Annotated in this window: 14 protein-coding genes; 8 read left to right on the top strand and 6 right to left on the bottom strand. The window is 42.3% G+C overall.

Annotation, left to right across the window (positions count from 1 at the left end; translation table 11 throughout):
• Positions 1-37 precede the first annotated feature (37 nt).
• A complete protein-coding gene (locus NST73_RS14000; RefSeq protein WP_008343027.1) occupies positions 38-235 on the bottom strand; it encodes a hypothetical protein in 198 nt (65 codons plus the stop codon).
• Positions 232-1,503: an NAD(P)/FAD-dependent oxidoreductase gene (locus tag NST73_RS13995; RefSeq protein ID WP_342499156.1), complete on the bottom strand. Its 1,272-nt coding sequence runs from the start codon at positions 1,501-1,503 to the stop codon at positions 232-234. The genes NST73_RS14000 and NST73_RS13995 overlap by 4 nt, the downstream gene beginning before the upstream one ends.
• 175 nt (positions 1,504-1,678) lie before the next feature.
• Between NST73_RS13995 and NST73_RS13990 the strand changes: the two genes are divergently transcribed.
• Together NST73_RS13990 and NST73_RS13985 are read left to right on the top strand one after the other, a co-directional pair.
• On the top strand, positions 1,679-3,301 hold the full coding sequence (locus tag NST73_RS13990) for a polysaccharide biosynthesis protein (RefSeq protein WP_017358331.1): 1,623 nt from the start codon (positions 1,679-1,681) through the stop codon (positions 3,299-3,301).
• Positions 3,302-3,317: 16 nt separating this feature from the next.
• Complete coding sequence (locus NST73_RS13985; RefSeq protein ID WP_017367874.1) at positions 3,318-4,034, top strand: pseudouridine synthase; 717 nt, start codon at positions 3,318-3,320, stop codon at positions 4,032-4,034.
• Between the two features lie 67 nt (positions 4,035-4,101).
• Here the strand turns inward: NST73_RS13985 and NST73_RS13980 are convergent, their stop codons facing one another.
• Both NST73_RS13980 and NST73_RS13975 read right to left on the bottom strand, forming a co-directional pair.
• Positions 4,102-4,323, bottom strand: a complete 222-nt coding sequence (locus NST73_RS13980; RefSeq protein ID WP_008356419.1) for a DeoR family transcriptional regulator — start codon at positions 4,321-4,323, stop codon at positions 4,102-4,104.
• 368 nt (positions 4,324-4,691) lie between these two features.
• Positions 4,692-5,990 carry an NCS2 family permease gene (locus tag NST73_RS13975; protein ID WP_017358329.1) on the bottom strand — a complete coding sequence of 433 codons (1,299 nt, stop codon included), beginning with the start codon at positions 5,988-5,990 and terminating at the stop codon, positions 4,692-4,694.
• A 94-nt stretch (positions 5,991-6,084) separates the two neighbouring features.
• On the opposite strand from NST73_RS13975, the gene pepV reads away from it, so the two are divergent.
• Together pepV and NST73_RS13965 are read left to right on the top strand one after the other, a co-directional pair.
• On the top strand, positions 6,085-7,485 hold the full coding sequence (gene pepV / locus NST73_RS13970; protein ID WP_058337264.1) for a dipeptidase PepV: 1,401 nt from the start codon (positions 6,085-6,087) through the stop codon (positions 7,483-7,485).
• A 27-nt stretch (positions 7,486-7,512) separates the two neighbouring features.
• Positions 7,513-8,130, top strand: a complete 618-nt coding sequence (locus NST73_RS13965; protein ID WP_041093424.1) for a Type 1 glutamine amidotransferase-like domain-containing protein — start codon at positions 7,513-7,515, stop codon at positions 8,128-8,130.
• Positions 8,131-8,340: 210 nt separating this feature from the next.
• On the opposite strand, the gene cysK is transcribed toward NST73_RS13965, so the two are convergent.
• A complete protein-coding gene (cysK, locus tag NST73_RS13960; protein ID WP_161630746.1) occupies positions 8,341-9,273 on the bottom strand; it encodes a cysteine synthase A in 933 nt (310 codons plus the stop codon).
• A 90-nt stretch (positions 9,274-9,363) separates the two neighbouring features.
• On the opposite strand from cysK, the gene thpR reads away from it, so the two are divergent.
• From thpR to NST73_RS13940, 4 genes are all read left to right on the top strand, one after another.
• Positions 9,364-9,915 (top strand): RNA 2',3'-cyclic phosphodiesterase, encoded by a 552-nt coding sequence (gene thpR, locus NST73_RS13955; RefSeq protein WP_045034206.1) that lies wholly within the window; start codon positions 9,364-9,366, stop codon positions 9,913-9,915.
• Positions 9,916-9,940: 25 nt separating this feature from the next.
• Positions 9,941-10,876 (top strand): hypothetical protein, encoded by a 936-nt coding sequence (locus tag NST73_RS13950; RefSeq protein WP_024719289.1) that lies wholly within the window; start codon positions 9,941-9,943, stop codon positions 10,874-10,876.
• Between the two features lie 47 nt (positions 10,877-10,923).
• Complete coding sequence (locus tag NST73_RS13945) at positions 10,924-11,853, top strand: YegS/Rv2252/BmrU family lipid kinase (RefSeq protein WP_007501831.1); 930 nt, start codon at positions 10,924-10,926, stop codon at positions 11,851-11,853.
• 284 nt (positions 11,854-12,137) lie between these two features.
• The gene (locus tag NST73_RS13940; RefSeq protein WP_025207816.1) at positions 12,138-12,938 is read left to right on the top strand and encodes a phosphotransferase family protein; all 801 of its coding nucleotides are present in this window, start codon (positions 12,138-12,140) and stop codon (positions 12,936-12,938) included.
• Here the strand turns inward: NST73_RS13940 and NST73_RS13935 are convergent.
• A complete protein-coding gene (locus tag NST73_RS13935; protein WP_024719286.1) occupies positions 12,935-13,210 on the bottom strand; it encodes a YtzH-like family protein in 276 nt (91 codons plus the stop codon). The genes NST73_RS13940 and NST73_RS13935 overlap by 4 nt on opposite strands.
• Positions 13,211-13,376 lie beyond the last annotated feature (166 nt).

Raw genomic sequence — 13,376 nt, 5'->3', positions numbered from 1 at the left:
ACCTCTATTTTACCGTAACATGTTTTGCTTCCATTTATCAACCATCGATATGTGAAGATGACTTTTCTTCAATTCGTTTGCGCAGACGGTAGACATATTCTTTTAAACAAACAGCGAAAATCGTAAACGCTAAAATAATGGCGATTTTTAACGGGGTAATGGACAGCTTCATAAAGAAAGCGGCTGTCAAACTAATGACAACTGCAAGGACAATCGGAAGTGCGCGTCTAATCATTGAAATCTCTCCTTTAGTTCTAGTGCGGCATTCATGCCAGCTAACCTGCCTGTCACAAGTGCTGACGTAATATTGTAACCGCCTGTGTAACCGTGAATATCTAAAATTTCTCCGCAGAAATAAAGACCGGCCATTTTTTTGGATGCCATTTTCTTCGGTTCAATTTCTTTGACAGAAACGCCGCCACCTGTAACAAAGGCTTTATCTAAAGAAAGCGTCCCATTTGCATGGACGATGAAATGCTTACAATCATGAGCAAAAGCGCGCAGTTTATCTTTAGCGAGACCAGAAAATGTCTCCTGCGGATCAATGCCATTTCGTTCTAAAAGGAACAATAAATAGCGCTCTTGCATCCAAGATTTCAGGACATTTTTAATGGCTTTTTTTGGTTCAACTTTTAAATCACGATGAAGTTTTTGGAAAAGCTCCTCGTCATTGAGCTTTGGGTATAAGTCAATTTGAAGACGGACGGCCGGCTGCTTTTTCAGTTCTTTCACAACAAATCCGCTGCATCTCAGAACGGCAGGACCTGATAAGCCAAAGTGTGTAAAGATCATATCCATGACATGAGTGACGACGGGTTTTCCTTTTTTATTTAAAACACTCACGGCCACACTTCTTAATGAAAGACCTTGAAGCACTTTGTCCTTAATAAAACGCTCGTCTGACGTGACGGGTACTTCGGTTGGGAAGAGCTCTGTAATGGTATGACCAGCGGCTTCTGCCCATGCATAGCCATCGCCAGTAGAGCCTGTATGCGGCACACTTTTCCCGCCAACAGCAATGACAACGGCATGACTTGAAATTTTTTCATCATTATTTGTAACAATTCCAGCTGCTTGTCCGTCTTGATACAGAACGGTTTTAATCTTTTCATTCGTTCGAATGGTCACATTGAGCACGCGGAGCCTATCTAATAGGGCATCCACAACAGATTGTGCTTTGTTTGAGACAGGGAACATACGTCCATGGTCTTCTTCTTTTAGTTCAATACCTAGATTTTCAAAGAACGAAATAATATCCTCGTTATTGAACTCAGAAAATGCACTATATAGAAAACGGCCGTTTCCGGGAATATGCTTGATGATTTCTTCTACTGGAAGGCGATTGGTCACATTGCAGCGTCCACCGCCAGAAATGGCGAGCTTTCTGCCAAGTTTGTTTCCTTTGTCAATTAACAGAACCGATGCACCGTGTTCTGCCGATGCAATCGCGGCCATCAGTCCAGAAGGTCCACCGCCAATGACAATGACATCATAATGTTTCATGTTACATTCCTCTTTCTACTTTCAGTCATTTCTCTATTATAACGAAGATTGGGGAAGGCTGAAATATGAATTGATTGGTTTTGTGACTTCTGTATTGGATTTGTTACCTGTGCGATGAAATGATGTGTTAAAATAGTTAAGTTGAATATTCATTAGAAAAATGGTGGTTAAGCGCATGTCTAATAAACTGCTTCGTGGTACGTTGGTTTTAACGATAGGGACTTATCTCTCTCGTATTCTTGGTATGATTTACTTAATTCCATTTAGCGCAATGGTCGGAGCGACTGGTGGTGCGCTATTCCAATATGGATACAATCAGTATACGATCTTTTTAAGTATTGCTACGCTCGGTTTTCCAACAGCGGTATCGAAATTCGTCTCTAAATATAATGCAATCGGCGATTATGAGACAACAAGAAAAATGTTCAGGGCGGGTATGTCGGTCATGCTTGTCACCGGTATTATCGCCTTTTCTATTTTATATTTGACCGCACCGATCTTTGCCAAGATTCAGCTTGGAGGATCGAATGAAACGGGCGGTTTGACGGTCGATCAAGTGGTTTATGTGATTCGGATGGTCAGTTTGGGTCTATTGGTTGTACCCATTATGAGTCTTGTGCGAGGGTTTTTCCAAGGACACTCGATGATGGGCCCGACAGCTGTTTCCCAAGTCATCGAACAACTTGTCAGAATCATCTTCCTATTAACAGCGACGTTTATCATTTTAAAAGTGCTTGACGGCGGTCTTGTTATTGCGGTTGGTTATGCCACATTTGCCGCACTCATTGGTGCGTTTGGCGGTCTATTTACGCTTTATTTATATTGGCTGAAGCGGAAAGATCGGCTTTTGGCAATGCAGCCGAATACAGGGGACTATTCTGGATTATCTTATAAGCAAATGTTTACAGAGCTGTTCAGTTATGCAGCACCCTATGTGTTTGTTGGGCTTGCCATTCCGATTTATTCTTATATTGATACAAATACAATTAACAGAGCGATGATTGCATCAGGACATCAGGATATTAGTACAGCGGTTCTGTCTATTGTGACGTTATATTTACCGAAGCTTGTCATGATTCCTGTGTCACTTGCAACTGCATTTGGTTTAACATTGATTCCAACCATAACGGAATCCTTTACAGCGCGAAATTACAAGCTGCTGAATCGGCAAATTGATCAAACGATGCAGGTCATTTTATTCTTCGTTCTGCCTGCTTCATTTGGCATTTCGGCATTGGCTGGACCAGTTTATTGGTTTTTCTATCCGTCTGTGCATCCTGAGATTGGGACTTCTATTTTGTTTTGGTATGCACCTGTTGCGTTACTGTTTTCTTTATTCACCATTAACGCAGCGATTTTACAAGGGATTAACAAACAAAAATTTGCGATCGTCAGTCTTTTGTTAGGGATTATCATTAAAACGGTTCTCAATATCCCGCTGATTAGCTGGCTGCAAGGAAACGGTTCTGTGCTTGCAACGGCATTAGGCTACAGTGCCTCGATTTTGTATATGTTCATCATGATCAAGCGCCATGCAGGCTATTCGTTCCGCAGGATTTTCAAACGGTTTATTTTAATTGGTATTTTAACGGCAATCATGGCTGTAGTGGCTTATGTGACATGTCAGCTTGTGAGTCAAGTCATTTCATATGAAGGCGGAATCATACAAGCGGGTATTGTTATTTTGATTTCAATGATCACTGGCGGCGGTGTGTATATGTTCTTATCTTATAAAGTTGGATTGTTAGAGCGTGTACTTGGCAGCCGGATGCCATCATTTTTAAGAAAAAAGAGTTAAGAAGAGGTGGAGAAGCATGAGGCTTGATAAATTGCTGGCCAATACCGGCTTTGGTTCAAGGAAAGATGTAAAGAAGCTGGTCAAGGCCCGGGCTGTCACAGTGAATGGAGAAGTGGCGAAGCAGGTGAAAGATCATGTCGATCCAACAAATGATGAAGTGCTCGTGCATGGAGAGCGTGTAGAGTATAAAGAATTCATTTATCTCATGATGAACAAGCCAGACGGTGTCATTTCAGCAACGGAGGATCTGCGAGATGAGACGGTTGTTGATTTACTAGAGCCAGAGGATATTGCAAGGGAGCCATTCCCTGTGGGGAGACTGGATAAGGATACAGTCGGTCTCCTCCTCCTTACAAATGACGGCCAGCTTGCTCATCAATTGTTATCTCCGAAAAAGCATGTCCCGAAAACGTACGAAGTTCATCTAAAATACCCGCTTGGAGATCAAGACATCACTCGTCTTGAAGAGGGAGTTGTGATTTTAGACGACTACCGAACGAAGCCGGCGAAGGTTGAAGTAGATGCCAACCAAGAGGCAGATACACGAATCCGTTTAACGATTACTGAAGGGAAGTACCATCAAGTGAAGCTGATGGCACAAGCAGTGGGCAATGAAGTGATCTTTTTAAAACGACTCTCGATGGGAGCTGTTTCATTAGACGAAGATTTGGCCCCCGGAGAATACCGTGAATTGACGGAGGAAGAGTTAGACAGTTTAATCAATCGTGATTAATATAGAGAAAAAGAAAAGAACCGGCATATCGCCGGTTCTTTTTGTTATATGGAAGTTCATTATTCGCTTATGATGATATTTTTACTTTTTTTCTCGTTGTTTCCCATTTGCCTCTGCTTGGACTATGAACAAGATCGTTATAGGCAAGCACGTTTAAGTCTCTTTGGATGGTTCTAGGTGTGATCCCGAATTCATCAACCAGCTCTTGCGTCGTCACAAGACCTTTCTCTTGAATGAACATATAAACTGATTTTATTCGAGTCATCATACGGTTTGTTGAAGGTTTCAAAAAACCACTCCCTATCAATAAGATCGGATGGACTTGACTAACCACAACTTACTACACTAAAACTGCGACATAAGGACATGCAACAATGGTAAATGTTCGTGTTTCTTAATGTTTTATTCTATTATACACGTTATTATGCATCTAGTTCCACCAAAAAGTCAACTTTACGTGTTTTTAAACTTGTCTTCATGAATGAAATTATGGTATATATCATGATTTGAATCCGGTTACAACCCAATAAACACAAGGTGTATAAAGAAATTGCCACTTAAGAAAGAGTAAAAAATAAACACAGAAAATTTACAAAATAAAAAATCATTCATACAAAAAAGACACATTCAAATGAGAAATGTGTCTTTTTATTTTGGTTATCCTTCTAAGAAAAAGAGCTGCACGAAAAATAAGACGGCAAAAATGAGCACAAGAATATGCACTTCTTTCCATTTTCCTTTTGCCAGCTTCACAAGTGGATATGAAATAAATCCTAGTGAAATTCCTGTAGAGATGCTAGATGTCAGCGGCATGGAAAGAATCACAAGAAAAGCAGGAAATGCTTCGTCAAGCTCATTCCAGCGAATACGTGACACTGAATTCATCATCAAACAGCCGACAATGATTAAGACAGGTGAAGTGATGGACGGCAAAGACGAAATGGCTTGAACGAGCGGACCAAAAAACAAAGCCACAATAAACAATGCAGCAACGGTTAAAGAGGTCAGTCCAGTTCTTCCGCCAGCAGCCACTCCTGATGAAGATTCAATGTAAGCTGTGGTTGGGCTTGTTCCAAACATTGAGCCAATTGTCGTTGCAGCAGAGTCAGCAAGTAAGGCTCTGCGTACTTTTGGGAGCTGACCATTTTTCATTAGACCTGCTTGTTCCGCAACCCCGATCATTGTTCCTGTTGTATCAAAAATCGTCACAAGTAAAAAGGAGAAGACAACAGCATACAAGTGATGGGAAAATACATCGCCAAACGCAGCGAATGGATTTGTAATCAGCATTCCTTCAGGCAGTGCTGGGGTATCCACTAGCACTTTAGGGAAATGAAGCTGACCTGTTGCAAGTGCAATTAACGTGGTTGCTAACATACCGATAAACAGCGCTCCATTCACTTGAAGAACCATTAATATGACAGAAATCATTAAACCAACGAGTGTCAAAATGACAACAGGTGAGCTTAAATTGCCAAGCTTCACAAGATTTTGTGGATCAGCAGTGATGATTCCAGACTGTCTTAGCCCAATGAATGCAATAAATAATCCGATACCTGCTGTAATCCCGTACTTTAAATTATCTGGAATCGCCTCAATGAGTTGTTTTCTAAGGGATGTTAACGATAAAATAATAAAGAGTATTCCAGCAACAAATACCGCACTAAATGCTGTTTGATAGCTGAGACCCCCACCACCGACAACAGTGACGGTGAAATAGACATTCAGCCCCATACCTGGTGCAATGGCAATCGGATAGTTTGCAAAGAGTGCCATCCAGAGTGTACCGACAACAGCAGCGATAATGGTTGCAGTAAAGACTTGGTCAAAAGGAATGCCTGCATCTGAAAGGATTCCTGGATTGACGGCTACAATATATACCATCGTAAAGAATGTCGTCATACCAGCGAGTAATTCTTTCTTTATGTTGGTTTGGTTCTCTTTTAACTGAAACATAAAATCCTCCATTTACGAACATTATTACAAAACACTTAATATAATATTCGTTTTAAGGGTGGATTGCAACCTTTTTTCAAGGAGGAATGGAAAAATGAATTGGGAAGCAGAAGTCATACGAAAAAAAGACAGTTTGATTCAGGATACACAATCTTTTTTACAAATTGAAAGTGTCTTGGATGAAGAAGGCGGCACAGCAGGAAAACCGTTCGGTGAAAAAGTGGATGAGGCTCTTCAGTATATGCTCAAAAAAGGGCAGGACGAGGGCTTCAAAGTGAAAAATGTTGATGGTTATGCTGGTCATATTGAATATGGAGAAGGCGAAGATATCGTCGGTGTGCTATGCCATGTGGATGTCGTGCCTGCGGGAGACGACTGGACAACCCCGCCATTTTCAGCGGACATAAGAGAAAATAAAATCTTTGCAAGAGGAGCCATTGATGATAAAGGGCCGACCATGGCCGCGTTTTACGCATTGAAAATGTTAAAAGATGCAGGTCTGTCGCTGTCGAAAAAGATTCGAATCATCATTGGCACAGATGAAGAAAGCGATTGGAGATGCGTCGATCACTATTTCAAGCATGAGGCGATGCCGCAAATTGGGTTTGCGCCAGATGCTGATTTTCCAATTATTCATGCTGAAAAAGGGATCATAGATGCCATCGTATCCTTTACATACGAACAATCAGAAGAAAACAAGCGTTACATCCTTAAGCAATTCACATCAGGCATGCGTCTCAATATGGTCCCAGATGAGGCTCGCGCGATTGTGGCAGCAGCAAATGATCACGATGCTGAAGCATTAAAAACGGCTTTTGCAGCCTATCTTGCGGAAAATCAGTTAACCGGTGAGACAAACCATACAGCAGATGGACTGACATTCACATTAAAAGGTGTATCAGTTCATGCAATGGAGCCGGCGAATGGCACAAATGCGGGCATTCATATGGCGAATTTCTTATGTGCGCATGAATTAGATGAAAGAGGGCTCGCTTTTACATCACAAATAAATGCTTTATTTGATCAAGACACAAGAGGACAAAAACTCGGCATCGCTTGTAAAGATGATATTAGTGGTGACTTGACCTTGAATGTTGGCACAATCCGCTATTCGCAAAACGAAGAAGCGAAGCTTGGGCTGAATGTCCGCTATCCCGTAACAGCGGACGGTGAGGAAGTCAAAAAAGGGATTGAACGAATAAAAGGGGCAGCGATTGAGAAATTTGATGACAGTCCTCCTCATCACGTCTCAAAAGACCATCCACTTGTGAAAACATTACAGCGTGTCTACGAAGAACAAACAGGAGATCCTGCCCATCTTATTGCGATTGGGGGAGGAACGTATGCAAGGTCATTAGAAGCAGGCGTTGCCTTTGGCCCTCTATTCCCAGGAAGACCTGATTGTGCACATCAAAAGGATGAATATATCGAAATCGATGATTTACTACGAGCAACTGCGCTATATGCACAAGCCATGTATGAATTGGCGAAATAAAAAAGGATAGAGAAGAGGGGATTCACCGTGAAAAAAATGTTCTTATGCTCTTCATTCAAAGACAGCTATTCTCTCTTGTCTGACTTTGCAGGCGACACCTTAAAAGGAAAAAGTGTGACATTCATTCCGGCAGCCAGTGAAGTGGAAGAAGTCACGCACTATGTCGATGCAGCAAAAGAAGCCTTTCATCAATTAGAAATGCGTGTAGAGACTGTTCAGCTGACCGGGCAAACGGTTCAGGAAATCACACAGATCATTGGAAAGAATGATGTCATGTATGTATCTGGCGGCAATACCTTTTATTTGCTGCAAGAATTAAGAAAGCACGGGCTCGATCGTGTATTGAAAGAAGAGATCGGCAAAGGCAAGCTGTATATCGGAGAATCCGCGGGGAGTATTATCATGGCGCCAAGCATTGAATACATCTCACTGATGGATGATCAGGAGAAAGCGCTAGAATTATCTTCCTTTGAAGGATTCAATGAGATCAACAGCTATCCGGTACCGCATATAAACAATCCTTATTTAGGTGAAGCCGCGCAGCATATCATAGAGAAAGATCAAAATACGCTCTCTTTATGCCCGCTCACTGATGAACAAGTTTTACTTGTGACAGGCGAACAGACTGAGGTCAAGACGGTCTGAGTTGTTCCTTTCAGCGTGTAGACAAACCCTCGCATTCGGTGTCAGTCCTGCGCTTCGGTGCTCACGAATGTCAAATACGCTCCGCGCCAGTACTCGTCCTTCCTAGGGCTGCAAAGGTTTTTGAAAAGATGACAAAGGGCTAAAATCAAGTTCATTTTAGCCCTTTGTCAACAATCTGAAAGGAACAGGAGCATATGCCCTGTTCCTTTTTTAATCTTGAAACACATCACTTGATAAATAACGTTCACCCGTGTCTGCTGTCATACAAATGACAATGTGATCCTTTGGCATTTGCTTGGCTGCTTCAATGGCTGCATAGCATGCCGCGCCAGATGATGGACCGACTAAAATACCTTCAAGACGGGCGAGCTTTCGTGTGATGTCGTAAGCATCTTCATCACTCACTTGCACAATCTCATCATACACCTGTTCGTTTAAAATATGTGGGATAAATCCTGGACTTGTGCCAACAAGCTTATGTTTGCCAGGTTTCCCGCCTGATAAAACAGGAGACCCCTTTGGCTCTGCCACATGTATCGTCAATTCCGGGAATGCTTTTTTGAGTTCCTCTCCAGTGCCTGTAATGGTTCCGCCCGTTCCAGCAGTTGCGACAAAAGCGGCAAGCGGCTGTCCAATCTGTTGCACTGCATCAATAATTTCTACAGCTGTTGTCCCTCTATGAGCATCGGGGTTCGCACCATTGTCAAATTGCATGGGAATAAAGCTGTTAGGAATTTGAGCAGCTAATTCTTCTGCCTTGCGAATACAGCCTGGCATTTTTTCCTCCCCTGGGGTTAAGACGACCTGTGCGCCGTATGCCTTTAAAATATTGATTCTTTCTTGGGTCATCGTATCAGGCATGATCAGAATGGCTTTGTAGCCTCTTGCAGCAGCGTTCATCGCTAAGCCAATTCCTGTATTCCCGCTTGTTGGTTCAATAATCGTTGCCCCTTTTGTGAGCTTTCCTTGTTTTTCTGCCTCAAGGATCATATTGTAAGCAGCCCGATCTTTTACACTTCCGCTAGGATTAAATGATTCCAGTTTTAAATAAATAGCAGCGCCATGTTCTGGCTGAAGGCGCTGTAATTTTACAAGTGGTGTATGACCTATTAATTCAGCTATATTTTGTGCAACCTTCATCATGTGACACCCTTTCTTCTCATTCCGCATTACTTTAGTTATACTATCATCAATGGGGATTCGTAAAGTTTGTTAAAAAGGACAGGTGAAAATATGGCCGAAAGCCGTCATTATTTTATCGGGATTCCAATCCCTGAACAACTTGCGCATCAAATAAAAGCGGATATAGACAAGAGGAGCGGACTGTCTTTTCAAAAATGGACAGCACCCATTGATTATCATGTCACCCTTGTGTTTTTAGGTGCGATTCCAGAGGACCGTTTAAATAAGATATCTGAGCTACTTGCACAGCTGTCTCATGAGGTGTCTGCTTTCCCGCTGAAGCTGAATGAAGTAGGGATATTTGGCCAAAAGGAGCGCCCGAGAGTCTTTTTTGCAAAGCCTAGTGAAAGTAAGCCTTTGATGGATCTAAGAGAAAAAGTGAAAGCAGCCGTTTTGACAGCAGGTCATCCTGTCGAAAAGAGACCCTTTCATCCACATATGACGATTGCGCGCAAATGGAATAGGGAACAGTCCTATATAGAACAAGCACCCTTACGGAAAGAACCATATTCGATGGAGGTTTCTAGTATCGCTTTATTTGAAATCCGTCTAAAAGAAACCCCGCGTTATCACGCGATCAAACAATTTACACTACATAAATGATTCTAGAGGTTGGAGTGAGCAGCAGATGGCGCAAATTATTAAAATCCAAGATTATATATCACGATATGAACAAGACCCGCATCATTACATCAATCAGTTTATTCGGTTGAAAAAACAAAGATGGGACGAGTTAAAAAAGGCTTCCAAAGAGCAGGTGCAAAAGCAGGCTGACCAAGCCATCGAGCAAGCACCTGAACAAGAGGAAGAAAAGAGAAAGAAATTCTCCTTAAAAAGAAAGCAAAAAGAAGCCGATATGAAAAAGGAACGGGACCTGAGTCTTTTTAACGAGCCAACAGATATAGAACAAGGTGTCTTTACAAACGTTCCTACCGATGAAACGAAGCTGATTCACTTTTTTAAAGATCATCTTTACGATGTTCAGTTAAAATGGGCCAGCTCGACGATCTCTCATATTTCAACTGTCTCCCATCACATTCGCTATGATGAAAAGCTGCGGATGCTTGCAAGGCAGCTGCCAGATTCTTATTTTGTGATGTACAAGCCGGTGCTGCTCATTCAAAAAGCTGAGATGGAATTGTGTCCAGTGCTCATTACACCGCTTGAAGTCATCTGCTTATCATTCTTAGAGGCAGAGCCAGACAGTGTATATATTGGATCGAAGGAACGTTTTTGGGAAAAACGGGCGACGGGAAAAGCTGTTCAATCCGTTTTAAACCCTTGTGCAAGCCTTCTGCGCTCTGGAACTGTTGTGTCAAAAATTTTACAGCAAAGTGGTGTAGAGCTTCCTGTGAAAAAAATCCTCATCAGCCGCACCTCGTATATTGATTTGCCCGAAGTTCCATTCGGGATGGAGGTTGTCGATAAGAAGAAAGCGGAGGATTGGTTTGAAAAGCAGCGGAAAAACACGGCGCCGACAAAGCACCAGCAATTCAAAGCGACAAAGGCATTGCTCGCTTATGGTGAATCAGACAGCAAAAGAAGGCAGGAATGGCTCGATTAAAGGCATATCAAGGTCACCAAAAAATGAGACCTGAGTGGAGCTAATATATGAATGAATGGTACTTTATCGTCAATCCAGCAGCAGGACAAGGAAAAGGACTCCGCACTTGGAGAAGCATAGAGAAAGAATTACAAAAGGTAGAGATCTCATACAGATCGTTTCTTACCCAGCATGAAGGACATGCCGAAGTTTTGGCGAGACAGATTAGCGCTATGCAAGACGACAGATTGAAACGGTTGATCGTCATTGGTGGTGACGGTACATTTCATGAAGTACTGAATGGTTTAAAAGAAATTGATCATGTGCAGCTAAGCTTTGTCCCAGCAGGTCATTGGAATGATGCTGCGAAGGGGCTGGGCATCCAGCGTCACGATGTGATCAAAGAAGTGAGAAAACAAAAGAGGATGCTGACGAAAACATTTTCTCTCGGTTCCTTTCAAGATCATGCAGAAAGTCCGCAATCTGTTCTTTTTCTCAATCATATTGGTGTTGGTTTTGATGCGCATGTCTTGAAGAGAACGGTCCATTTTAGAGGGAAAAAGTGGCTCAACCGACTCAAACTCGGGTTTATCATCTACCCGCTGTCCTTTCTACATTCGTTATGGTCTTTCAAACCGTTTGACCTTGCTCTTTTTATTGAAAATGAGAGAAAAGTTTTTCGCCAAGTGTGGTTTGTGATCGTATGTAATCACCCATATTATGGAGGCGGGCTGGAAGCAGCGCCGGAAGCAAGTGCGAGGCAATCAGGATTTCAAACAATCGTTGTCACGGATTTGAATCCATTGAAAGTCCTCTTATTTTTAAGTGCAATGGTTTTTAAAAAGCACCTTGTAATGGAGGGAGTCACCCTTTTTCAGCATGAAGAAGCCTACTTGGAGGCAGATGAAAAAATCCTATTTCACGCAGATGGAGAAGTGATTGGCGCCACTCCAGTGTTTGTTAAGGCTAGTGAGCGATCGTTAAAATTACGTGGCTAAGAAGCAGCCAGTGTGCGCACGAGCAAAAGAAACATGAAAAAAGACTTCCCTTTTCATAAGGTTCTTGTCCTGATTTTCTAGTTTTGCTTGACGAGTATAAGAAGGTAGCGATAAAATCTATAGGACGGCTATTGTTTAGCATCTCATTCTCAATAGCTGTCCTTTTTGTTTTTATGATCATATAAATAAAAAATAAACAGCCAATTGATCTCAATCGGCTGAATTTTGTCGACTAAAAAAGCATGATTTAAAATATTTTAAGAAATGATGGGTTGAAAATTGATATGAACTGGTTGGGACAAATATTAGGTAGCGAATGGCACATCTCTCCTGCTGGAGGCGCTACGGGAGATGCGTACTTCGCAACACACAATGACCAAAAGCTATTTTTAAAACGCAATACGTCACCGTTTCTTGCGGTTTTGTCAGCTGAAGGCATTGTGCCGAAGCTTGTCTGGACAAAACGGATGGAAAATGGGGATGTCATTACTGCGCAGCACTGGCTGAGCGGCAGAGAGCTGAAGCCAAAGGACATGAATGACCGTCCTGTAGCGGAGCAGCTAAGAAAAATTCATACATCAAAAGAGCTGCTCGATATGCTGAAACGATTAGAAAAGCACTCGCTTGACCCGGCATCGATCTTGATGCATCTCAAGGCATCGATCTTAAAAGAGCAGATTGACTCACATGATATCACGCGCGCCATCCAGTATTTAGAGAAACATGTGGAGGCAGTTCATTTCGAGGATAAGGTCGTATGCCATTGTGACCTCAACCATAATAATTGGCTGCTGACAGATGAAAACCAGCTCTATTTAATTGATTGGGACGGGGCAATGATTGCGGATCCAGCGATTGATCTTGGACCGCTCTTATACCATTATGTTGAAGAAGAGAACTGGGAAAGCTGGCTCTCTATGTATGGTGCTCCGCTGACCGACAACTTGCGAAAACGCATGGCATGGTATGTGCTGGCTGAAACCGTCTCGTTTGTCGTTTGGCATAAAAGAAAAGGAAATGAAAAGGCGCAAAAAGAAGTGCAAGCCGAGCTACATGCACTCTTAAAACGGTTAAACATCCATTAAGACAGTGGAATGTTCTCGACCCAGTCAGATAGATGCGATTGATGCGCTTCGATATGTGCATCAATTGAACTGACAGAGGTACCTTTTTGGCTGTAATCATAAATATCTGTTAGCAGCTGACGAACGTCAGCATCCAAATCTTCTTTTGCCAGCATTAATTGAATCACGCGTCCCACCTGTTCATATTCTGCAACAGTCCCGCAGCAATCCAGCTGGTGATCAGTTAAAATATCTTTGATTAATTGAAGCTGATGTTGGCGGTTTAATCCCATACGTATGCTCCTTTCAGGGCGTGTCATTTATGTGGTTAAACTGTGCATTCAGCTTTGATTTTATACATGAAGCAGACCAGCCCAATTAGCAGCTGGTCTTTTTCATATGTGCGGATAAGATGCTGTCTTGCGGCTCTTTATGTTTCATGGTATCTTGATAAAATGT

Source organism: Bacillus sp. FSL W7-1034, assembly GCF_038593365.1.
Taxonomy (GTDB): Bacteria; Bacillota; Bacilli; order Bacillales; family Bacillaceae; genus Bacillus; species Bacillus altitudinis.
The sequence above is the reverse complement of the archived record's forward strand: the minus strand, read 5'-3'. Positions and strand labels throughout refer to the sequence as shown.